This is a genomic window from Microcystis aeruginosa NIES-4325 (assembly GCF_008974145.1).
In the GTDB taxonomy this organism is placed as follows: Bacteria; Cyanobacteriota; Cyanobacteriia; order Cyanobacteriales; family Microcystaceae; genus Microcystis; species Microcystis aeruginosa_G.
Genome location: NZ_BJKP01000005.1, coordinates 1 through 20,108 on the forward strand (window position 1 = coordinate 1; position 20,108 = coordinate 20,108).

General features: G+C 44.3%; 22 protein-coding genes, 1 tRNA gene and 4 pseudogenes. 10 read left to right on the forward strand and 17 right to left on the reverse strand.

What is annotated here, in order from left to right:
* A pseudogene (locus tag MiAbW_RS03830) lies at positions 1–607 on the reverse strand (transposase family protein); the annotation flags it as partial.
* A gap of 59 nt (positions 608–666) precedes the next feature.
* On the opposite strand from MiAbW_RS03830, the pseudogene MiAbW_RS03835 reads away from it, so the two are divergent.
* A pseudogene (locus tag MiAbW_RS03835) lies at positions 667–840 on the forward strand (Uma2 family endonuclease); the annotation flags it as partial.
* Between the two features lie 209 nt (positions 841–1,049).
* On the opposite strand, the gene murA reads toward MiAbW_RS03835, so the two are convergent.
* On the reverse strand, positions 1,050–2,363 hold the full coding sequence (gene murA / locus MiAbW_RS03840; RefSeq protein ID WP_151695003.1) for a UDP-N-acetylglucosamine 1-carboxyvinyltransferase: 1,314 nt from the start codon (positions 2,361–2,363) through the stop codon (positions 1,050–1,052).
* A gap of 191 nt (positions 2,364–2,554) precedes the next feature.
* Between murA and MiAbW_RS03845 the strand changes: the two genes are divergently transcribed.
* Together MiAbW_RS03845 and MiAbW_RS03850 are read left to right on the forward strand one after the other, a co-directional pair.
* Positions 2,555–2,638 (forward strand) — tRNA-Leu (locus tag MiAbW_RS03845).
* Between the two features lie 62 nt (positions 2,639–2,700).
* On the forward strand, positions 2,701–3,489 hold the full coding sequence (locus MiAbW_RS03850; RefSeq protein ID WP_151695004.1) for a TrmH family RNA methyltransferase: 789 nt from the start codon (positions 2,701–2,703) through the stop codon (positions 3,487–3,489).
* 20 nt (positions 3,490–3,509) lie between these two features.
* Here MiAbW_RS03850 and MiAbW_RS03855 read toward each other — a convergent pair whose 3' ends face one another.
* The 5 genes and pseudogenes from MiAbW_RS03855 to MiAbW_RS03880 all read right to left on the reverse strand — a co-directional run bounded on the left by MiAbW_RS03855 (position 3,510) and on the right by MiAbW_RS03880 (position 6,530).
* Entirely contained in the window at positions 3,510–4,247 is a 738-nt protein-coding gene (locus tag MiAbW_RS03855; RefSeq protein WP_151695005.1) for a TIGR02391 family protein, read from the reverse strand.
* 153 nt (positions 4,248–4,400) lie between these two features.
* A complete protein-coding gene (locus MiAbW_RS03860; RefSeq protein ID WP_151695006.1) occupies positions 4,401–4,586 on the reverse strand; it encodes a hypothetical protein in 186 nt (61 codons plus the stop codon).
* Positions 4,579–5,153 (reverse strand): annotated as a pseudogene (locus MiAbW_RS03865) (zeta toxin family protein). Before MiAbW_RS03865 ends, MiAbW_RS03860 begins: the two are co-directional and overlap by 8 nt.
* A gap of 61 nt (positions 5,154–5,214) precedes the next feature.
* Positions 5,215–5,703 (reverse strand): annotated as a pseudogene (locus tag MiAbW_RS03870) (DUF29 domain-containing protein).
* 134 nt (positions 5,704–5,837) lie between these two features.
* Positions 5,838–6,530 (reverse strand): Crp/Fnr family transcriptional regulator, encoded by a 693-nt coding sequence (locus MiAbW_RS03880; RefSeq protein WP_151695008.1) that lies wholly within the window; start codon positions 6,528–6,530, stop codon positions 5,838–5,840.
* A gap of 471 nt (positions 6,531–7,001) precedes the next feature.
* Between MiAbW_RS03880 and MiAbW_RS03885 the strand changes: the two genes are divergently transcribed.
* Together MiAbW_RS03885 and MiAbW_RS03890 are read left to right on the forward strand one after the other, a co-directional pair.
* The gene (locus tag MiAbW_RS03885) at positions 7,002–7,190 is read left to right on the forward strand and encodes a hypothetical protein (RefSeq protein WP_002752772.1); all 189 of its coding nucleotides are present in this window, start codon (positions 7,002–7,004) and stop codon (positions 7,188–7,190) included.
* Entirely contained in the window at positions 7,175–7,471 is a 297-nt protein-coding gene (locus MiAbW_RS03890; RefSeq protein ID WP_002737690.1) for a type II toxin-antitoxin system RelE/ParE family toxin, read from the forward strand. Before MiAbW_RS03885 ends, MiAbW_RS03890 begins: the two co-directional genes overlap by 16 nt.
* A 151-nt stretch (positions 7,472–7,622) precedes the next feature.
* On the opposite strand, the gene MiAbW_RS03895 is transcribed toward MiAbW_RS03890, so the two are convergent.
* Positions 7,623–9,059, reverse strand: coding sequence for a GTP-binding protein (locus MiAbW_RS03895; RefSeq protein WP_151695009.1), 1,437 nt, complete (start codon positions 9,057–9,059; stop codon positions 7,623–7,625).
* A 247-nt stretch (positions 9,060–9,306) separates the two neighbouring features.
* Between MiAbW_RS03895 and MiAbW_RS03900 the strand changes: the two genes are divergently transcribed.
* The 3 genes from MiAbW_RS03900 to MiAbW_RS03910 all read left to right on the forward strand — a co-directional run bounded on the left by MiAbW_RS03900 (position 9,307) and on the right by MiAbW_RS03910 (position 11,187).
* A complete protein-coding gene (locus MiAbW_RS03900) occupies positions 9,307–10,215 on the forward strand; it encodes a transglutaminase family protein (RefSeq protein ID WP_151695010.1) in 909 nt (302 codons plus the stop codon).
* A gap of 324 nt (positions 10,216–10,539) precedes the next feature.
* Positions 10,540–10,764: a DUF433 domain-containing protein gene (locus MiAbW_RS03905; RefSeq protein ID WP_151695011.1), complete on the forward strand. Its 225-nt coding sequence runs from the start codon at positions 10,540–10,542 to the stop codon at positions 10,762–10,764.
* A gap of 135 nt (positions 10,765–10,899) precedes the next feature.
* Entirely contained in the window at positions 10,900–11,187 is a 288-nt protein-coding gene (locus MiAbW_RS03910; RefSeq protein WP_238707191.1) for a DUF5615 family PIN-like protein, read from the forward strand.
* 88 nt (positions 11,188–11,275) lie between these two features.
* Here MiAbW_RS03910 and hpsU read toward each other — a convergent pair whose 3' ends face one another.
* The 3 genes from hpsU to MiAbW_RS03925 form a co-directional block, all read right to left on the reverse strand.
* On the reverse strand, positions 11,276–11,854 hold the full coding sequence (gene hpsU / locus MiAbW_RS03915) for a hormogonium polysaccharide biosynthesis acetyltransferase HpsU (RefSeq protein ID WP_151695012.1): 579 nt from the start codon (positions 11,852–11,854) through the stop codon (positions 11,276–11,278).
* A 5-nt stretch (positions 11,855–11,859) separates the two neighbouring features.
* Positions 11,860–12,810: a glycosyltransferase family 2 protein gene (locus MiAbW_RS03920; protein WP_151695013.1), complete on the reverse strand. Its 951-nt coding sequence runs from the start codon at positions 12,808–12,810 to the stop codon at positions 11,860–11,862.
* 207 nt (positions 12,811–13,017) lie between these two features.
* Positions 13,018–13,683, reverse strand: a complete 666-nt coding sequence (locus MiAbW_RS03925; protein ID WP_151695014.1) for an urease accessory protein UreF — start codon at positions 13,681–13,683, stop codon at positions 13,018–13,020.
* A 109-nt stretch (positions 13,684–13,792) separates the two neighbouring features.
* Here MiAbW_RS03925 and MiAbW_RS03930 point away from each other — a divergent pair, with 109 nt between their 5' ends.
* Positions 13,793–14,404 carry a hypothetical protein gene (locus tag MiAbW_RS03930; RefSeq protein WP_151695015.1) on the forward strand — a complete coding sequence of 204 codons (612 nt, stop codon included), beginning with the start codon at positions 13,793–13,795 and terminating at the stop codon, positions 14,402–14,404.
* Position 14,405: 1 nt separating this feature from the next.
* Here the strand turns inward: MiAbW_RS03930 and MiAbW_RS03935 are convergent, their stop codons facing one another.
* Entirely contained in the window at positions 14,406–14,909 is a 504-nt protein-coding gene (locus MiAbW_RS03935) for a MogA/MoaB family molybdenum cofactor biosynthesis protein (RefSeq protein ID WP_151695016.1), read from the reverse strand.
* Between the two features lie 233 nt (positions 14,910–15,142).
* Here MiAbW_RS03935 and MiAbW_RS03940 point away from each other — a divergent pair, with 233 nt between their 5' ends.
* The gene (locus tag MiAbW_RS03940; RefSeq protein ID WP_151695017.1) at positions 15,143–16,006 is read left to right on the forward strand and encodes a helix-turn-helix domain-containing protein; all 864 of its coding nucleotides are present in this window, start codon (positions 15,143–15,145) and stop codon (positions 16,004–16,006) included.
* A 47-nt stretch (positions 16,007–16,053) separates the two neighbouring features.
* Here MiAbW_RS03940 and MiAbW_RS03945 read toward each other — a convergent pair whose 3' ends face one another.
* The 5 genes from MiAbW_RS03945 to MiAbW_RS03965 form a co-directional block, all read right to left on the reverse strand.
* Positions 16,054–16,566, reverse strand: coding sequence for a dihem cytochrome c family protein (locus tag MiAbW_RS03945; RefSeq protein ID WP_151695018.1), 513 nt, complete (start codon positions 16,564–16,566; stop codon positions 16,054–16,056).
* A gap of 74 nt (positions 16,567–16,640) precedes the next feature.
* Positions 16,641–17,858, reverse strand: a complete 1,218-nt coding sequence (locus MiAbW_RS03950) for an ATP phosphoribosyltransferase regulatory subunit (protein WP_151695019.1) — start codon at positions 17,856–17,858, stop codon at positions 16,641–16,643.
* Between the two features lie 38 nt (positions 17,859–17,896).
* A complete protein-coding gene (locus MiAbW_RS03955; protein ID WP_151695020.1) occupies positions 17,897–18,838 on the reverse strand; it encodes a J domain-containing protein in 942 nt (313 codons plus the stop codon).
* Between the two features lie 52 nt (positions 18,839–18,890).
* Complete coding sequence (locus MiAbW_RS03960) at positions 18,891–19,712, reverse strand: inositol monophosphatase family protein (protein ID WP_151695021.1); 822 nt, start codon at positions 19,710–19,712, stop codon at positions 18,891–18,893.
* A 14-nt stretch (positions 19,713–19,726) separates the two neighbouring features.
* Positions 19,727–20,095 (reverse strand): 2Fe-2S iron-sulfur cluster-binding protein, encoded by a 369-nt coding sequence (locus MiAbW_RS03965; RefSeq protein WP_151695022.1) that lies wholly within the window; start codon positions 20,093–20,095, stop codon positions 19,727–19,729.
* Positions 20,096–20,108 lie beyond the last annotated feature (13 nt).

A 20,108-nucleotide genomic window follows, 5' to 3' on the forward strand; every position in this document is an offset into this window, starting at 1 on the left:
TTGTTGAGAATCGAATTTGCTTAAAGTTTCCCGACAGATTTTTATGTCGCTCGTCGGACCAGGTTGACCAATAACTACATCAACAATATCTTCAGCTTTTGGCAAAACAATAAATTGACTTTTTAAAGTATGTCTTCTTTGCTTTCCCGAATAATATATTTTTTGTTCTTGATAATCGGTCGGCCTCTCCACGGGCTGTTCTGCGCTATCGACAATCAACTCATAATCCCTTAATTGTTCAATTATTATTTTCTCTTCTTGGCACTTCTTTATTTGTTCTAACAAACTTGGCGGTAACTCTCCTTCAAAAAGTTTTTGCCAATAGGTAAAGATATTATGAGCCGTTGATTCACTCACTTGAAACATTAGTCCTAAGATTTGAAAGCTTAGATTATGTCTTAAATAAACCAACATTAGAACAATTTGTTCCTCTTCTGATAATTTAGGAGGTGTTCCGCTTCCTGGTTGATTAATCCTAATTTTGGTTTTTTCGATGTATAAGTTTTCCAAGTGCCATTAGTTGTTCTAGTTGTTGGTAGTCAATCCCTAATAGTCTTTTAGTTTGTTTCGGATATTTTTGAATGTATTCCCAAGTGTAGTTTTTCATGGCTTTTTTTGAGTTACTATTTGTTTTATTATATCCTATTATTGTGATTTAATTAAATTATGGAGAGGTCTATTGCCAATGGTAGTTTATTGGGTTGGTTAATCGATCGCCAAAATCGCCAAGTCTATATTTATCGTCCCTATCGAGAACCGGAGATTTTAAATGCGCCTGAAACCATTAGTGGTGATCCAGAATTGCCGGGGTTTGTATTAGTAATGGCTAAGATTTGGTGAATGCGATCGCTGAGGCATCCTGTTTGACTGTCCCCAATGGGGGAATGGGGTGTTTACCGGAAATTTCGGATTGAAGGAACCCTTTATTTTACCGATGATATGAAACCTTCCGTCAATATAGAACAACTAAGCACGATTAACGCTGTCCTATATTGTTGCTCACGAGAATCCACTCAACACCGATAGAACAGCGATAACTAATCATCCTATTAAGATTGGGTCAGAGTAGCCAATTCTAAGGCTAAAGGATCAACCCGGCGTAAATTCGCCCCTAATGCTCTTAATTTACCCTCTAAATTATCGTAACCTCGATCGAGGTGATGGAGTCCCTGCACAATAGTAGTCCCCTGGGCTGCCAATCCCGCCACCACTAAAGCTGCCGAAGCGCGTAGATCAGTGGCCATCACCGGTGCCCCGGAGAGGAAAGGTACACCGCGCACTAAAGCCACATTTCCTTTGACCTTGATATCTGCTCCCAGACGCTTTAATTCCGCCACATGACGCAGACGATTTTCAAAAACCGTCTCATTAACCACGCTACTGCCCTCGGCTAAAGTTAATAGAGCCATAAATTGGGCCTGCATATCCGTGGGAAAACCGGGATAGGGCAGGGTTTCCATATCGGCGGCTTTTAAGTCTCTAGGGATAATCCGCAGGCGATTGGGACCATCTTCCAGCACTTCTGGACCGATTTCGTGCAGTTTGGCAATTACCGAAGCTAAATGGCTGGGAATCACGGGATAAAGACTAATTTCTGAGCGGGTAATCGCCCCGGCTATCAGTAAAGTCCCGGCTTCAATGCGATCGGGAATGATACTGTAATCGGTACTGTGCAGACGGGAAACTCCCTCGATGACAATTGTATTGGTCCCGGCACCGCGAATTTTTGCCCCCATGGAAACACAAAAATTGGCTAAATCAATCACCTCTGGCTCCTGGGCCGCATTACCGAGAATGGTTTCCCCTTGCGCTAAAGTCGCCGCCATCATTAGGGTTTCCGTCGCTCCCACGCTGGGATAATCCAGATAAATATTCGCCCCTTTCAGACGACCATTACCTTTAACGCGGGCGTGTACCATGCCGCCATCAATTAGTACATCTGAACCCATTGACTGTAGGCCTCTAACGTGCAGGTCCACTGGTCTGGCCCCAATGGCGCAGCCGCCGGGGAGGGGAACTTTTGCTTCTCCTAAACGGGCTAAAATCGGTCCGATGGCGAAAAAACTGGCTCGCAACTGGGAGACGAGATCGTAGGGTGCTTGAGCTTGTTTGAGGTCTCTGCCATCAATCTCTAGTCTGTCTCCGCTGCGACGGACTTGCACGCCCAAAGCCGAGAGAATTTGACTCATCCGCTCGATATCGGCCAGGGCAGGTACATTACTAATCTGGCACTCGTCGGAGCAGAGTAAAGCTCCCGCCATAATCACTAGAGCGGCATTTTTGGCACCACTGATCTTGACTTCACCCTTTAGAGAGTGACGACCTTGAATTTCTAAATAGGGATGCTCGGTATCGATGGTCATAGGATGATTCATTTATCTTGGTTGGGAGTCTTGGCTAAGGAAGGCTTCAGCAAAATTAGACTGCACTGTATCAGATTTTTGAGTAATTTATTGGTGATTCTACCCCGAAAAGCGATTTTTGTCTTAATTATCTGAACTATCTTGACTTATGGATTGTCCGATAGTATAATAAAAGATTGTGAAAGAAAAATGCGGAACTGGCGGAATTGGTAGACGCGCTAGATTCAGGTTCTAGTGTCTGCAAAGACTTTCGGGTTCAAGTCCCGAGTTCCGCATTATCTCCCTCAAGACTCAGTTGTTTAGGGTAGCCCTAGCCGGGTGAGAAATCCGATTGGCTATGATTAGCAGTGTTCAAAACCCTTTAATCAAGCAAATTCGCAAGCTACACCGCACTAGAGAGCGACAGGAGCAGAATTTGTCCTTAATTGAGGGAACCCACTTACTAGAGACAGCTTTGGCCCTGAATTGTTCCCTAGAGACGGTTTGTTATACTGAAAAGTGGCAGCAAAGACAGGTGGAATTAGCAGAGAAGCTTCAAAATCAGGCGAAACGAGTCGAGATAGTTTCCCCGGAAGTCCTCGCTTCCCTAGCAACAACAGTTAATCCCGATGGTGTGATTGCCACTATTTCCCGTCATCACCTTCATCCAACCCCCCAAAATCCGCTACAATTGGGCTTAGTTTTGGAAAGATTGCAGGATCCGGGCAATCTCGGCACTATTATTCGCACTGCCGCGGCTACGGAAGTACAGGGTATCTGGTTAAGTCTCGATAGCGTCGAAATCGATAACCCCAAAGTGATCCGCAGTTCCGCCGGGGAATGGTTTCGATCGCCCCTGGTGGTAGAATCGGATTTATCGGCTTTAGTGAAAAAATATCAAGCACAGGGGGTAAAAGCGATCGCAACTTTACCCACAGCCACCAAAAACCACTGGGAGATTGATTTTACCCGTCCGACTTTAATATTATTAGGCAATGAAGGAGCCGGTTTATCACCCCAATTAGCGACTTTAGCCGATGAAACGCTGAAAATTCCCCTCTTTGGTGGTGTGGAATCTTTAAATGTTGCGATCGCTACTGCTGTCATCCTCTACGAAGCTAGAAGACAATTATCGGTGAACAGTTAAACCAGACAAGAATTAGAGATTTATGTATTCTCGTTTTCTGTCTCCCAATCTAAATCATCTAGCATCTTCAACAATAAATCGATGAATACGATAATTGCTCCACCCTCCTCTGGTTTAGGATCGATGAATCGATGAGCGTAACGGTTACGAAAAAGCTTCATTGTACCCGAATATAAATCACGGTATGACTCTAATTCTTCTGATGGAAGCTTATCTTTTTGTACAGATTTATTGCTTCCAAAAATTAGGTTAACAATACCATTACCCGTGGCTTTTTGATTAATATTATCAATATTTCCCAGTTTCCTCATGCGGTCCTCTAAAACCACTGTCGCATTGCGAATTGCAGTATCCCACGCTTTTGGATTATCTCCACCCGCACTCACAGAAAAACGGACTCTCTCCCATAGTTCGGAGTCTAAATGTTCAACTTCAGTCAAGGGAATTAGATGAGGAATAGCCGAGCGATTGGGTTCAGCAAAGTTAGAATCAACCGCTTCATAAGCTTTTCCTGTTAGAGCGCCTTTGTATTGAACGGACTTCGAGTCTTTTTTTTGCCATTTAACATAATCATATTCTTCTAATATATCGAAGGTTGCGAATTCGACATAAGGAGTGCTATCAGAACCCTTGTAATCAACCCAACGACAATCTGTAAGAGTCGTAATGTACCAAATACAGTCCTCTTTAAGATGACCAGCTCGTACTTCTTTGACTATCCATCGCAAAAGGTTTTTTTGATTTTCTGTTAAACTCATATTTACACCTCGAAAAATAACTAACAGTACTATTATACTATGTATTTTCGATTTTCGTAACGGGAATTTGCTAAAATTGACCTTTATATAAATCCCTCGGATAGGTGAAACTGTTTCTATGAATAGTGCAATTTGAGACAGTCAACCAATTTTTTACACTTCCGTTTTTTGGGCAAGTTTTGGCGGAATTTGCGCAGCTGTTAAGGTGACAATTTGGCCATCTTTGAAAATGCTGATAGATTCTCCTAAGAGACGGTGTCTCTCAATTGCTTCTGCGATTGCAACTCTAACACCTGTATCGATTCGTTCCGATAATTTATCAGGAATTGGCTCAGTCATGGGCTGCCTCGGTTATTTGTTGCCAGATAGAGGAGTCATAGATAATGACTTGTTGATTGAAGGGACGTTCAGCAACTAAGTGCGGCTCATCCCCAGAATTGTCATAGATAACCCAAGTATCGCACAAAGGTAAATACAACTGCATGAGATTAATACGTCCCCGCTGATAACGACGACGAACCACATCTTCAGGAATATTATGACCGCCACTGGCTACCCTTCTGTGAACTCTCTCTAAAGCTAATTCTGGACTTTGTAGCCAAAAATAAATAAGATTGAGCCTATAGCCAGAACTTTGACAGTCTCTCAAAAAACGGGCAAAATGTCGGGCTGCCAGGGTGCTTTCAAAAGCAAAATCTATTCCTTGGCACTTCAGCGTTACCAACCTTTCTAACATCAACCGTCCTGCTTGGATAGCAACCGACTCAGGATTAAAAGGTGAGAGTCCGGCGGCAATCTCATCGGCGTTAACGTAGTCGATAACGCCTAAAAAGTTGGGTAAAATTTTTTTAGCGACGGTGGTTTTCCCGGAACCATTGGGCCAGCAATTAGATAAACATCAGACATGAGGGAAAAGCTCGTCCTCGAGATTATTTTGAGATAACCTCGAACTAAGTATCAGTGGCTCTCAACTTTCCGTAAAAAAATGTGCGATATCGATGGGGAACCAATCTCCGTCTAATACTTGTGCGAGAGTGAATATAGAGTCTAGGGGAATTGTATTTTTCTCGACAATTCTCCCATCAATTAGGGTTTGTCTTGCGTCTGAATAGGCTTCCCCGAAGGAATTGATGGCATGATTTTTCAGCGTTGGGGTTTTGATCTTTTTTTTCAGTTACACTCGAAAAGTGGCTATCTCTCCTAGCAAATGACGTGCGTTTCGTTCTCTTTCCGTTGTCCAATAACTCAGTTTTAAAAGATGGATTAATAGTTGAGTTAATAAACTTTCGACAGCTTGGCGCTCGCTTTTTCCCATGCACTCTACTTCCTCAATCAGATTTTCCCAGTCCACCCTATCAAACTCTTTTCGCTTTAAAAGTTCGGCGGTTTTTTCTGTCCAGAGAACAAAATCTTCCTCGTAGAGAACGGAGAGCGATAGCGGGGGTTGTGCGGTCATAATAGATTTCTGGGGTTGCTGATTTGTGATAGGAATCTTCTTGTGTGGGGTTTTTAAAACCTAGAGCCAAACTAACTTTTGCATAGGATGCACAGTTGGCATTTATAGCTTGAGTCAGCAACACCGCAGAAAAATTAATTCTGACTCAAAAATAAACTGGGCAATCCGATAAGATTATCTTGCTTAAAAAAGATCGAATTTTGTTGTCGCAATTTACCGATTAATCTTGTTACTGTTACTCTGGTAGTGCCGATGGCGCTGGCAATTTGAGCGTGAGTTAGGGGATAGGGAAGATAATAGCCTTCTACACAGGGTTGACCGTATTCTTCCAATAATAAAACCAAGAACCCCATTAATCGATCGAGGGAGCGTTTTTGACCGAGAATACTCAACCAAAATAACTTACGCTGGTATTGATGGCGAAAAGTTTCCATAATAGCTGATCGCAATTGCGGCCATTTTTCTAGGTCTTCCCAGTATAACCAGACTAACTCGGTTCCGTCTAGATGAGCTTGGGCTTGTAATTGAAAGGGAAATTGAGAAACAATCTCAAAAGGTTGACCTGCACCCACAAAACCGAGAAATACTTCCTCACTATCGGCAATAGGTGGTTGACGGGGGGATTTTTGGTCGATAACGTTAACTTGTGCCTTACCAACAATACGAATCGCCCCAGATTCGACAAAGTATAACAGTCCAGGGCGCGTGGCTACTTTTTCATCTTTGGCAAAGGTATGGTTACGATAATGGGATTTTGCCCAGTTAAAGATTTCTGTTTCTTGACCGATTAAGGGTATAAAATCCGACGAAGGAACCGAAGAAGACATTAAAATTAATAACCCACCAGGGCGTTAAGGAACTGTAAACTAATGTAACAAAAAATTGCTGCGATTGGGGGGGCTTGTCGCTGCTGGATGGTTATTAGCCAATAATCCCTAAAAGTTGCAGGGATTGGGCAGATAGGAGAATTATTAAGTATTCTTAACAGAATACCCGCCCCAATGTTACAAAAGCGAGATAATTACCTTATCTATTCTTAACTTTTTCTCGCTTTTCTGGGGACTATGGCATAAGATAGGATGCGTAACTATTAGTTTTCTATCTATGATATAGCGTTTCTCATAAAGATGAAGTATGAGGGAATTTGGCCTTATCTCTTGGCGACCATCTACTGTTAACCGTTCCCTGTTTCCTAAAACCAGATACTTCGTACCTCACTATTAAGATAACTGCTATAGATGATAGTTGATAGATAATTTAAATTTATACTTTTCCTTAAAAACTTCGGTCAAACTTGTATGAATAGCATTAGACAAAAAGTGGAATCCCTCTTGAATCAATTACCGGATGATTGTTCAATTGAAGATATTCAGTATCATTTATACGTTCTGGAGAAGGTACGTCAAAGTTTGAGCGCTGCTTCTCTAGAGAATACAATCCCCCAAGAAGAAGTTGAGGGTCTTTTAAACAAATGGCTGATCGAGTGAATTATCGCCTTGTCTGGTCGCCCAAAGCAATTGAAGACGTGGATGCGATCGCATCTTACATTAGTCGAGATTCCCCGTCCTACGCGGCGGCCGTCGTGCGTAGAATTCTTGATATAAGCTATTCTTTAGAAAATTGCCCCCTAGAAGCGAAAAAATGCGCCGAATTTAGCGATGACACCATCCGAGAAAAGTCTGCCTATGCCTACCGTCTGATCTATCAAATTCAAGGGGCGGTAGTTATTATAGCGGCGATCGTCCATAGTAAGCATTTCTTGGATTGATCGAGTCAGTGATCAACCGTTAGGAGTCGGTCGTCAGGCTTCGGCCGTGAGCTCAGCCGAACGGAGATAGGAGATAGGGTGTTGGGGTTTTAGTTGAAATTTCCCCACTTCCCCACTTCCCCACTTCCCCACTTCCTAATTCATAATTCCCCTAACCCCCACCCCCCAATTTTGAGCCTAATTCCCGCTTAATCCGGTTGAGAATCGAGGTTTCGTCGAGGGAATCGAGAATACTGGCCACCACTGCCTTCGGGCCATCGGGTCCCCAGGTGGCCCCATTAGCGAGATAGGTTTTCGTCACTTGGCCGATCGCGTAACAGGATACACCGGCAACTCCCGCTTGAGTCAGGGCGATAGAAGTATAGGGAAGGAGAGAAATGCCGCCAGTGGCAGGAATCGAGAGACCGAGTAATCCTTTTAGGGAACTTAAGCCCAAAACCGCTAAAAATTCGCTGGCACTAATACCCCCCATATTGAGGGCAATTTTTTGTAAAAGAGCGATCGCCCCCTGACGAGTTAAATCGATGCCGTATAAGCGAGAAAGAGCGAGAATCATGGCTAGATCGATAACTGCCCCCGTAAACAGATCCAACACCGTCACCGGATTAAGAGCGATCGCCGATGCTTTGATCATCACTGCTTTTTGAATCAATTGATTAGCCCCGCGATCACGGATAGCCATTTTGCGGGCGACAATTTGCTCGTTTACCTCGTCCGCATACAGCATAGAATTGAGTGCTACGAGGGATTTACCCTCTCGCTCTAGAATTTCCAAAATTTTGATTTTCAGGGCTTCTATCTGGGGTTTTCCCCGAAATCGTTGCGTTTTTAGCCGTCCATCCTGCCCTTTAACCGTCTCCGCCAAGAGGGGAGAGGCTGCCACCATAACGATCTCATCGGGGGAGAGTAATTCTTTCACCCGTTCTGAGGCGATTTTCTCATAGATAGCGAGGCGATCAACTTCCGGATACTGATCGATTTTATTAAAGACCAAAATCATCGGTTTTCCCGCTTCCCGCAACTTGGCCAGGGCGGAAAATTCCACTTTGGTCATATCACCGGAGATGATAAAAAGGATTAAATCCACCTGCTGCGCCACCTGACAGGCGAGAATTTCCCTCGTTTGCCCATCTACCTCATCAATACCCGGAGTATCAAGCAATTGCACCTGAGCATTACCCTGGCCGTTCAGGGTCAGACGCGCTAGATTGGGGAAGGTATCATCGCTGCTTAACTGCCAATTTACCCCTTTAATGGTGCGGGTAACTCCGTGCAGAGGACCGGTTGTAAAGATTTCTTGACCGACCAGAGCATTTAAAATCGAGGATTTTCCCCGGCCCACCAGTCCAAAAGCGGCAATTTGAATCAGGGATCGATCGAGTTTTTCTAGCAGGGCCACTAGGCGATCGATCTCCGCTTCTAGACCAATTTTCTCGATCGAGGTAAGATCCAGACGCTCAACAAGTTTGCTCAGAGAATTGCGTGCCTGATTATAGTTGAGTTCTTCTTGAATAGTGCCGACACCTCGAAGCGCTTGTTCTAGGTCTTCGGTATTCCAAGCTCGATCGAGGAACGGGTCAGAGGTCATTTCAGTTATCAGTTATCAGTTATCAGTTATCAGTGATCAGTGATTAAGTGGGTGGGTGTTAAAAATTGTCAGACACCCCCCTTATTAAGGGGGGATTAAGGGGGGATCAAGGGGGGATCAAGGGGGGATTAAGGGGGGATTAAGGGGCGATCAACACCCCCCTTATCAAGGGGGGATTAAGGGGGGATCAAGGGGGGAACCATCTTCAATTTAATTATAACCAGCTACTTTATCAAGGATAATCAGGATGAGTGTCATCTACGACTTGGAACACATCACCACCTATCATTATCGTAAACCGGTAACTTTTGGGGAACACCGGGCGATTTTTTTGCCTAGTGCCGGTCACGGTGAAAGAATTATCAGTTATTCTGTAGAGGCGAATATTGCCGCAAAAATGCGCTGGACTATGGATACTCTATCTAACAACGTGGTAGAGCTTGAATTTGCTGAACCAGCGTCAGAATTAATCGTTACCTGTCGATTACGGGCGGAACATTTTGGCTTAAAAGCGATCGCTGATTTTCCCCTCGCTCAACGGGCGATCGAAATTCCTGTCCAATATACCCCCGATGAATGGTTAGATCTAGTGGTGTTTATGCGTCCCCACGCCGAGGATGCCGACGGCAGCTTGGCAGCTTGGGCCAAAAGTTTTGTAGCGGGGGATCAAGATGATACCCTCGATGTCATGGCAAGAATGATGGCGGCTATCAAAGATAATTTTACCTACCAATCCCGGGAGAGTGAAGGAACTCAATCCCCCGGAGAAACCCTGCGGCTAAAGTCGGGAACTTGTCGCGATTATGCTTGGTTGATGATCGAAGCTTTGCGAAGATTGGGTTTAGCCTGTCGTTTTGTCAGTGGCTATCTCTACGATGCTGCCCTCGACGGTGGTGAAGTGGGAATGACTGGCTCTGGCGCTACCCATGCTTGGTTACAGGTTTATCTACCGGGGGCTGGTTGGCGTAATTATGATCCGACTAATCAAATTACCGCCGGCTTTGATTTAATTCGAGTGGCGATCGCTCGTCATCCCGGTCAAATCATACCTCTTTCTGGTTCTTGGTTTGGTGATGCTGATGACTTTTTGTCGATGGATGTTAAAGTGACCATTCGCAAGCTGGGGACGCTGCCAGATTTTGATCCGAGGGAATAGGTTGAATTATCGGGTTTTTCCTTGACTGGCGATCGCAGAAAACGGGTTTCTCGGGGAAACCCGTTTTCTACTCATGCAATAAAGCGAAGATTGCCGTTAGGTCATAGCATTTTTATCGATTTTTGTCAAGATATAGCGGTTCTCGTATCTGTGCGGCACACTTAAACCTTTGCTGATTAAGTTGTTCAGGATCGGGAATGTACCTCTTGTGAATCAGAAACGCTATATATTTGACACAATTTATTAGAAAAAGGGTTTCTAAAAGAAACCCTTTTTCTGTTTTCCAACTAATCCTAATGTGTAATTAATTTTGCTTAGGTACTTATGAGTTACCAAAACATTATTACCATTGAACCAGGAAAACGAAGCGGAAAACTCTGCATTCGAGGAATGCGTATAACTGTGTACGATATTCTAGAATATTTAGCGGGAGGAATGACAGAAGCAAAAATTCTTGAGGATTTTTCAGAATTAACTTCCGAGGATATCAAAGCTTGTTTGGCTTTTGCTGCTGATCGAGAGAAGAAATTATTTATCACCTCTTTATGAAACTGTTATTAGATGAAAATTTGTCAGATCGTATTATTGATAAAATAATTGATTTATAACGTTTCCTGTTTGCAAGAGGTACATTACCGGTGATTAAAAGCTTAATCAACGAAGGTTTAACTGTGCCACATAGGCGTGAGAAACGCTATATATTCTGATTCTCAGCACGTCAAGACTTTAGGACTGATCAATACTGATGATGCACTTATCTGGGAATTTGCCAAATTCAACAATTTTGGCATTGTCTCTAAAGACTCCGATTTTCATCAGCGCAGTCTATTATATGGTCATCCACCAAAATTTATCTATCTTCGTATTGGCAATAGTCCCACTTCAAAAATTATCGAAATTTTAAGGGATAATTTTTTAATCATTATTAAATTTTACAATAGTGCAACAGAAAGTATGCTGATATTAAGTTGAGTGTGAGCGCATCATCTTGCGATCGCTGATTTTGTAAGGTGCGTATTTGCGGCAATAATCTCTGATAAAATGCCTCTTAGGTTAACTACTATAAGAATTTTCTATCGTGTTGAGGACGACAGGGGCTGCCCCAAGCGACCTTTTGAGCGGGAATATCGGCAAATACGCTACTTCTTGCCCCAATAACAACATTAGAGCCAATTTTTACCCCCGGAGCCAAAAAACAATCGGCCGCGATCCATGTACCATTACCGATGAGGATGGGAGTGGTTTTTAAGCCAAAAGAGCGATCGCCTGGATCGTGACTACCAGTGCAAAGATAGCATTTTTGAGAAATCACACAATGACTGCCGATGGTAACGTTATCTAAACTATAAATCACCACATCATCGCCGATCCAAGTATAATCACCGATCGCCACTTTCCAAGGATAAGTCACCCTTACCGTCGGGCGAATTTTCACCCCAAGGCCGATTTTAGCCCCAAATAGCCGCAAAACAGCACAGCGAAAGCTATCCATCTGGTGCAAACTGAGGGGAAAAAGAATTGCCTGTACTAACCACCAAAGTAGGATAATCGGATTAGAACGACCGCGCTCGAACCAAGATTGATCGTAGGTACGCAGATCTAGCCACGCTTCCTCATCGGTGCGGATTTCTGGGGACATAGGACTTATTTAATCATTTCTGCGGGTTGAGGTTCCGAGGGTTTAACGGGGGGATTAGCCTGGGCATTAACGTTTAATTTACCCCCAAATCTCCGTAATTCGTACAATTTAACCCCTATTTGGTATTCGTACTGACTCAAAAGACGACCGTAGATATAACCAGCTTTGCCATCCAAGAAACCGAGACGGATAAAATAAAAGAGAATAAAGCGCAGCAGCGGTTTAAAGGGCAGTTTTACCCAAATTTTCTTTAAAAAGCGTTTTCTCTGCACCGCATCACCGAACAGGTTCGCTCCGATCGTGCCACTTTCGTCATTACCCGTGAGAATATTGTAATAAACCCGCGCTTCCCAGTTGGAATAACGATTATGTCTTTCTAACCAATGATAGATATCGCGGAAATCGATGTGCAGCATATCATTTTTGAGATAGCCCACCTTGCCATCGAGGATAACGTGTTCGTGAACTTCGTTATCTCCCGTGTTGGGGATATCTTCCGTGTTTAAATTCTCGTATCTGCCAGACTTATGTTTAAATAAGCGCAGATTCCAGTCGGGATACTTGCCACCATAACGGATCCATTGTCCGAGGAAGAAGACGCGACGATTGAGATAATAACCGTTATAGTTTGGATATTGGATCACGGTGGCGATTTCATCCCATAGTTCAGGGGTGATTCTCTCATCACAATCGACGATTAATACCCATTCATTGCGAAAGGGCAGGTTATCGAGGGACCAGTTTTTCTTTTTCGGCCAACGACCATTAAAATGAAATTGGACTACATTAGCCCCGTAGTTGGTAGATATTTCGATCGAGCGATCGCTACTTTGGGAATCGACGACAAACACTTCATCAGCCCTAGCAACACTCTCTAAACAAGCGGGAAGGTTGGATTCCTCGTTTTTAGCGGGAATTAACACCGAAACGGGAATTTTTTCTGATTGACTAAACATTGGTACACTGTGGCTAGGTAGAGTGTTCGCATCTTTCCTTAAAACCCTGAGTTACTCAGAAGGCGAGAACTAGGACTTAAGATTTTTCTTGATCTTACTATACCTTATTTGGTTTTTTACGCTATTTCTAAGCTTGAACCCAAGAGTGCCACTCCTAGAGACTTGCATATTCTCCCGGAAAATAGTGAAAAATTTGATCGCTAATTTCTAACTGCGAAATAGACGACTATACTGGGTTTCGTGGTTCATACTGGCAAAACTTAGCCCCCAACTCCAACTACTCAGGTTTTCATCGGCTAAACTGATAATATCTGCTGTTGCTGTTAATAAACTGGGCTGCAAACCGATCAGAAGCGATTGTCCTGGAGTTTGTCCAAGGGGAATTAAACGCAGTCCTGCATTGATTAAATTACTTACCCAACTGTGTAAATAGCCTAAAACCGCTAATTCTTCCCCAATTTGCCAATGACTTGCCCCGATCGCAAAAGCGGTGGCATAATTAGCCTGTTCCGGTAGATTATCTCTGTCCGCTGCTAACTCCCGCAATAAGTTTAACAGCGATCGCCCCATTTGCCAGCTTTGTTGTCTTAATTCGGCTGTTTCCCGCGTTGCCGATAACCAATTGTCCCAATAATTAAGTTTTGTAAAATCCCCTTGACAAAAACAACGATATACCCTCACCAAAACAGCCGTTTCTAAGCGAATCGAGCCTTGACAAAGCGATCGCTCTAACCAATCATTTAAGGTGGCACTATTGGAGATAATCCCTTTTTCGACGAGGGTTTCTAGCCCTTCGGAATAACTATAGGCCCCCACGGGTAAAATGGGACTAGCCAATTGTAATAAACACAAAAGTTCTTTTTGATCGAGCATAGAAAACCGAGAAAATTGTCCCTAACACAATTAGGGAAATGCTTGGCGCTTTGCGGCACTCTCTGAATTATACCGGGGTTAATAGCCACAATTATAACCTGCTCTACTTATGTCCTCACGAGAACAGCATTTTCTGAAAATAAATCTTGTCGTTCTTCTCTTAATTTTAGCTTTGATTGCTGGGATTGATCGGGCAAAATTAAACTCTAGTCTTTTATTTTATCCTCCCGCTACTCCCCCAACTCCGATCGCTGGTTTATTAACCCATTCTTTTCAGTTTCTTTGTTGTTTACCCCCGATTGTTTGCCTTTTTAGTTATGCTTTATTATCCCGCAAGACAACTTCCAATAATTTTTACATTTTTTTGCTTTTTTCTGGTATAATAACGGGACTTTTTGCCATCAATGAAATCTTCAGAATTCATATCATTCTCCTCTATTTTAATATTCCCAAATTCTTGACTATCTCTGTTTATGCCCTGACAATTCTGATTTATGGTTTAGTATTTTGGCGACAAATAAGACAAACTTATTACCAAATTTTAATCATCGCTTTAGCACTTTTAACTTTTGCGATCACTATCGATTTTCTCCAGATTAACAATCGAGGTTTTGCTAGTCTAAGTGAAGGAATTCCCAAACTGTTAAGCGCAGTGAATCTAGCCAGCTATTTTTGGGATGTATGTTTTCAAGAAATTTCAGCCCAGATCAAATCAAAATAAATTATCCATTTAGCTGTTTAACCAGATGTGATATTTCGGGAAGAATCAGTTTTTCTAGGGCTAATTTAACGGCATTAGTGGAACCAGGTAGAGAAAAGACTAATAAGTTTTGATAAACCCCAGCTATTGCCCTCGATGCCATGGCACGGGAGCCAATTTCTTGATAGCTGAGATAACGAAATAATTCGCCAAAACCGGGCAAAGTGATCCTTAATAAAGGTACTAAAGCATCGTATGTATTGTCCCTGGGAGCAATACCTGTACCCCCATTGAGAATTAAGACTTTTATCTGATTTTGATTGCTAATCTCTGGTAGGATTGCTTGAATTTGTAAGGGTTGATCGGGGATAATTAAATATAGACCGATATCATGACCCGATCGAGTTAGTAACTCTTGAATTATTTGGCCACTTCTATCCGTCTCTGGGGTACGAGTATCGCTCACCGTGACTACGGCACAGGTAAGGTGAAGGGGGGTGGTGTCGGGATGGGGAATAAAGGTCATAATTAGCGATCAGCTGGGGGTTCGAGAAAAACAAGTATTCAGAACAAATGTATGTACTAACTGGCCAGTGCAGTCACCCTAGAATAAAAAACTTAACTTTGGCAAGTATTGCCGATTTTTGCTGGTTTTTGGAACCTTTTCGCTGGTAATGATGACAAGGTAAAAGGATCTTCTAGAGAACAGATTATCCCAAAATAACAAAATCGAGATTATCATCTAAATTGGTATAGATTATGACTGGAATTATGAGTCAACTCAGTCCCCTACAAGCTGAACAAATCAAGGAAATCGGGACTTATTTACGTCAAAAACGGGAAGAAAGCTGTCTGAGCATGGAAGATATCGCCGCCCTGACGATGATTAGATTACCAATGCTAGAAGCGTTGGAAACGGGGAATTGGGAGAAATTACCAGAATTAATTTATGTCAAGGGATTTATCAAGCGCTACGGTGATGCCCTAAAAATTGATGGTAAAGCTTTAGCCGATCGCTTGTCTCCCAGTGCGGAACAATTAGCTCAAGAGGTAACTATCCCGAAAACACTGCCCACAAAAGTTACCCCTCTCCCCAAGGCTGAACCCGCTGCCCCAAAAGCGGAACGAGTGAAACCAGAAAAACCAGCCCCAGAAACTAGCCCCCAACCAGCTAAATCGACCTTTTTCGGGATTTATCTCTGGCTAGGCTTGCTGGCGGGCATATTTTGCGGTATTGGCTATCTTTTCCTCCGTCCCCCTCTCTCTAACTCCCCCGCCGTTACTCCATCTCCTTCCCCCGTGGGTTCCCCCGCACCGATAGTATTTCCCGCACCGGTAGCCTCCACTCCCTCCTCTCCTCAGTCAAAAGTTCCCCTCTCAGCCCAGGTAACTATTGAACAGGCCGCTTGGGTAAGGGTAATTGCCGATGGCAAAAAAGTCCATGAAGGCAATCTCCAACCTGGAACCAAACGAACTTGGACAGCCCAAAAGAGTTTAAGTATTCGATCGGGCAATGCTGGCGGTGTTAAAATCTCTCTTAACGAAAACCCTGCCCAATTAATGGGTAAAGCTGGTCAAATCGGCGAAATCACCCTAACTGCACCTCCTCTCAGTCATCAGTAAACAGTAATCAGTGAACTAAAAACTCACATCTGAAAACTGACTCCTGATCAGGCTGCATTATCCCAGATGGGGGTAAGGGTCTGATAATCGTAGCGGGAAGCGTTAGGATGACAGGTGACACAGGTGGTATGACCGAGAGGAGTGGGTAAATCGACCCTAGGGTGCAAAACCTTTAAATAGCTGGACTGTTCAATTAGGAGGGGAACAAAAGTAGTCTCGCTAAGAGGGCGGGAAGAATAACTGAGATAATCCCAGATAAGACGCTGAGTAATGCCAACAATTGGTTTTAAACGGATACCATAGTGAGAATTAGGATTTTCTAGGATTTTTTTCCAAGTTTGACTCGGTAGGATGCTGGGAGGAATGGCAATATGGCAAGTGGCACAATTTTCTAGATAGGTTTGCTGTCCAATTTGATAACGATTCAGCAATGTATCCGAGGCAGGCGATTGGGCGATCGCTGGTTGGTTAAGTAGCGAAGCCAGTAGAATACCCCCTAGAATACTGAGGAGAAAGAGGATCAGAAAAAAAATCGATTTCAGTTGACCGCTGGAAGGCATGACTGGAATAACGGGTAATTGAACACAATATAGCAGCGGGCAGAAGGCGGGATTTTCGCCGCTTTTGCCCCCTTTTAGAGAGATTCTTCGCTCACGGAACCATCTTCCTGCACCCAGGCGAGATTTTTGATCATCCGATCGCGGGCATAGGTACGAATTTGTGCCTCGCTGCGACCCCCTAAATCGATCGCCACTCTCAGATTAGGATCACTGGTGCGAAGAGAGCGAGCTTTACTAAAAGTCGCTATCTGGGCGTTATTACCCAAAGGGATAAGTAACCAGTCGAGGGGAGGAGCTTGACTGGGTAAAGTCTGCCCTGATAATAAACTTTCGTGCAGTTCTTCGATATTCAGGGAAAAACCGATACCCGGAGCCGATTGGCCCTGGGGATGAAAAACGCCCAATAATTGATCGTAGCGTCCGCCCTGGCCTAAAATACTGAGATTTTGCTGGTGATCACTAACGGCTTTAAAAACGATGCCGGTGTAGTAATCAAAGGTTTGAATCAGACTTAAATCGAGAATTAGGGGGAAGGGTTCAGAGCGATCAGCATTAAGCAGCTCTACTAGGGATTTAAGGTTATTAACGGCTTTTTGGGCTGATTCTTCCTGGGCCAATACTGCCACTTGTGCGAGGACATCGTGAGGATTACCGCGCAAGTGAAATAATTGTCGGGCTTGCTGCCGCAGGGTTTCGTTGGGATAGGGAAGATTTTCGAGGCTAACGTAGTCAAGGAGGGCTAAACAGCGTTTCACCTGTTCCCGTAGGGGACCGGGAAAAGGTGAAAGTAGGGAACGAGTCAAACCCGCTTCTCCTAGAATAATCTGCCAGTTAGGGACGGCCAAACTATCGAAACAGTCGGCCAGGAGCAGTAAAATCTCGGCATCAGCTAGTAAACCGCCAGAAAAGAGCAGTTCTACCCCCGCTTGGTAGAATTCCACTTGACGACCGTGATAACCAGCACTAGGGCGACGAAAAACGTTGGCCCGATAACAGAGACGTTGGGGATAGGACTCCCCACTCATGCGGGTGACGACACTACGGGCAATGGAAGCGGTTAATTCGGGGCGCAATCCCGATAGTCCTTGACTATCCCCGTGGAGTTGGATTACGGTACTGGGATCGATCGCACCGCCTGCGGTGAGGGTATCGAGCCATTCAATGGTGGAGGTGACAATCCTTTGATAGCCCCAACGCTGAAAGACAGACTGAAGCCGATCGTTAATCCAGCCTTTTTGGGTAACTTCTAGGGGTAATAAATCCCTTGTCCCCGCTGGGGGTTGATGAATCATGGGAGTTTGCTGATCAAAATCGGTGGCACTGGTTAGTCCTATTTATTCTTTTTACCACCAAATCGAGACCAAAAACCGCTCTTGGGATCTTCTTCCTTTTTTTGTCCCTTCTGGTCTTGTATTTCAGTATTAGGATTAACTACTCGATCTAGTTCCTGTTTGCACTTAATCACCATCGCATCTTGGGGGCTGACTTGCCAGGCGCGATTGATATGAACCCGGGCCATGGAGAGTTGATTTTGTCGCAGGTAGACTAAACCGAGAAGGGCGTGACAGATGCTATTATCCGGTTCTTGCCGCAGGGCATCGCGCAATTCTCGCAAAGCTTGGGCGGGATTATTTTGGTCAAGAGAGGCTTGAGCGCGGCGAATATAGGCTTCTAGGGGCGATTCTTTGGCTTTAGCTGGGGCTGCCGCGGTGACAGCCGCGACCACTAATTCGGACTGGTTAGGGCTGCCTTGGGAGACAAAGACTTTCGGGCCGGTTTTCTTGTGGCCCTGACCTTCGGTTAACATCAGATAAACCAGATTGAGTTCACTGAGTTGGGCGATTTTCTGATAGGTATTTTCCAGGGCAGCATATTGATCGATCGCCAAAGATTGCAGGATTTTTTGATAGGCTAATTCATGGTTAGCACTGGATTGGGCTAGTTTTTTAGCTGGTTCACTAATAATGGGAATTGAACTGGCATCCCTGGCCATTGTCTTGCCCATTTGTGTTAGAATAAGGCGAAATTCCTCGCGAGATAGGTCGCGGCTCAGATGTTCGTAGGCGGGGTTAACTAATTTGGAGAGTAACTGACTAGCCTGTTCCCTTTCGCCGGGAGTGTGAGTGCGACAGGTATCGGGATGGAGTTTATGGGCGATCTTTAAGTAACGCTGGCGAATTTCCTTATGCTCGGCATCGATCGAGACTCCTAAAATGGCGAAGTGATCGATTAAATCAAATTGAAATAAACCTTGGGAAATTGGAAAAGGCATACGGCGGATACTAACTCTAATCAGAATGATAACGCAATAAATATTAAAAGAATTAAAACTGAAAGCTCCAAGAGGCCGCTTTTTGCAGAGCTTGGCTTAAGGGACTGTGAATCTGTCCGTTAGTGGCCAGAATTCGCCCGGTTTCCATCAGAAAAGGACTCTCATCGTAGGCGCTAATTTTACCGCCAGCTTCTTCGATCAGAATAACTCCTGCGGCCATATCCCAGGTATTAATCCCTCGTTCCCAATAACCATCTAAGCGCCCACAGGCCACATCGGTTAAGTCTTTGGCAGCGGAACCACTCCGGCGTACCCCTTGGGTTAGATGGGTGAGATAACAGAATTCGGCATAATTATTATCCCTAGTTTGACAGCGATCGTAGGCAAAGCCTGTCACCAGTAAACTTTTTTCTAGTTCACTCGTCCGGGAGACATGGATAGGACGACGGTTCAGGGTGGCCCCTAAACCCCGGGCTGCCCGAAATAGTTCCTTTCTAAAGGGATTATAGATGACTCCCACTGCTGCTATCCCTGCGATCAGTAGTCCGATGGAGACGACGGATACGGGATAACCGTGGGCATAGTTGGTGGTTCCATCAAGAGGATCGATCGCCCAGAGATACTCGCTGTCCGTCCCTGGCCGTTTTCCCGATTCTTCCGCTAAAATCCCATGTTTGGGAAAGTGACGGCCAATAATTTTGAGAATTTCTGTTTCTGCTCGACGATCTATTTCCGTCACTAAATCGCCCGATCTCCCTTTTTCTTCTATTGTCTCGATTTTACCCCAATTATCCTCGATAATTGTTCCCGCTGCTAGAGCGGCTTCGCTGGCAATGTCTAAGTATTTTTCTAATTGGCTGCTGGTATCTAGCACGGTTAATCCCTAATCTATTCCTCATCTAAGGGTAAACCAAAACGCACTTTCCCACGAGCAAAAAAGCGACCGAATTGCAGTTCATAGACTTCATCTTCGTCTTGGGTGGCTACTTCCAGATCGCCACGGGCATAACTGACACAAAGTAAAGCATAACCTCTGGCTTTTAATTCCGGCGATAGTCCGATCGCTTCTGGTTGATGGATAGCTCCTGATAATACCCTGACCGCGCAGCTGGTACAAGCTCCATTGCGACAGGAAAAGGGTAATTGATGGCCCTGTTTTTCCAGACTGTGGAGTATGTAGTTATCCTCGGCAACGGTGGTGGTAATTTTTTCGCCCGTCTGACGATTGTTAACGGTGATTTGATGATATTTAGTCATAGTTTAGTTAGGC

What these genes read in the sequence shown, in the direction of transcription:
- MiAbW_RS03950 (WP_151695019.1), bottom strand. Translation starts at nt 17,858, where the DNA reads ATGATTCATCAACCCCCAGCGGGGACAAGGGATTTATTACCCCTAGAA.
- MiAbW_RS03880 (WP_151695008.1), bottom strand. Translation starts at nt 6,530, where the DNA reads ATGTCTTCTTCGGTTCCTTCGTCGGATTTTATACCCTTAATCGGTCAA.
- MiAbW_RS03940 (WP_151695017.1), top strand. Translation starts at nt 15,143, where the DNA reads ATGACTGGAATTATGAGTCAACTCAGTCCCCTACAAGCTGAACAAATC.
- MiAbW_RS03855 (WP_151695005.1), bottom strand. Translation starts at nt 4,247, where the DNA reads ATGAGTTTAACAGAAAATCAAAAAAACCTTTTGCGATGGATAGTCAAA.
- MiAbW_RS03925 (WP_151695014.1), bottom strand. Translation starts at nt 13,683, where the DNA reads ATGCTCGATCAAAAAGAACTTTTGTGTTTATTACAATTGGCTAGTCCC.
- MiAbW_RS03935 (WP_151695016.1), bottom strand. Translation starts at nt 14,909, where the DNA reads ATGACCTTTATTCCCCATCCCGACACCACCCCCCTTCACCTTACCTGT.
- MiAbW_RS03885 (WP_002752772.1), top strand. Translation starts at nt 7,002, where the DNA reads ATGAATAGCATTAGACAAAAAGTGGAATCCCTCTTGAATCAATTACCG.
- MiAbW_RS03890 (WP_002737690.1), top strand. Translation starts at nt 7,175, where the DNA reads ATGGCTGATCGAGTGAATTATCGCCTTGTCTGGTCGCCCAAAGCAATT.
- MiAbW_RS03900 (WP_151695010.1), top strand. Translation starts at nt 9,307, where the DNA reads ATGAGTGTCATCTACGACTTGGAACACATCACCACCTATCATTATCGT.
- MiAbW_RS03955 (WP_151695020.1), bottom strand. Translation starts at nt 18,838, where the DNA reads ATGCCTTTTCCAATTTCCCAAGGTTTATTTCAATTTGATTTAATCGAT.
- hpsU (WP_151695012.1), bottom strand. Translation starts at nt 11,854, where the DNA reads ATGTCCCCAGAAATCCGCACCGATGAGGAAGCGTGGCTAGATCTGCGT.
- MiAbW_RS03905 (WP_151695011.1), top strand. Translation starts at nt 10,540, where the DNA reads ATGAGTTACCAAAACATTATTACCATTGAACCAGGAAAACGAAGCGGA.
- MiAbW_RS03895 (WP_151695009.1), bottom strand. Translation starts at nt 9,059, where the DNA reads ATGACCTCTGACCCGTTCCTCGATCGAGCTTGGAATACCGAAGACCTA.
- MiAbW_RS03930 (WP_151695015.1), top strand. Translation starts at nt 13,793, where the DNA reads ATGTCCTCACGAGAACAGCATTTTCTGAAAATAAATCTTGTCGTTCTT.
- MiAbW_RS03850 (WP_151695004.1), top strand. Translation starts at nt 2,701, where the DNA reads ATGATTAGCAGTGTTCAAAACCCTTTAATCAAGCAAATTCGCAAGCTA.
- MiAbW_RS03965 (WP_151695022.1), bottom strand. Translation starts at nt 20,095, where the DNA reads ATGACTAAATATCATCAAATCACCGTTAACAATCGTCAGACGGGCGAA.
- MiAbW_RS03860 (WP_151695006.1), bottom strand. Translation starts at nt 4,586, where the DNA reads ATGACTGAGCCAATTCCTGATAAATTATCGGAACGAATCGATACAGGT.
- MiAbW_RS03945 (WP_151695018.1), bottom strand. Translation starts at nt 16,566, where the DNA reads ATGCCTTCCAGCGGTCAACTGAAATCGATTTTTTTTCTGATCCTCTTT.
- murA (WP_151695003.1), bottom strand. Translation starts at nt 2,363, where the DNA reads ATGACCATCGATACCGAGCATCCCTATTTAGAAATTCAAGGTCGTCAC.
- MiAbW_RS03920 (WP_151695013.1), bottom strand. Translation starts at nt 12,810, where the DNA reads ATGTTTAGTCAATCAGAAAAAATTCCCGTTTCGGTGTTAATTCCCGCT.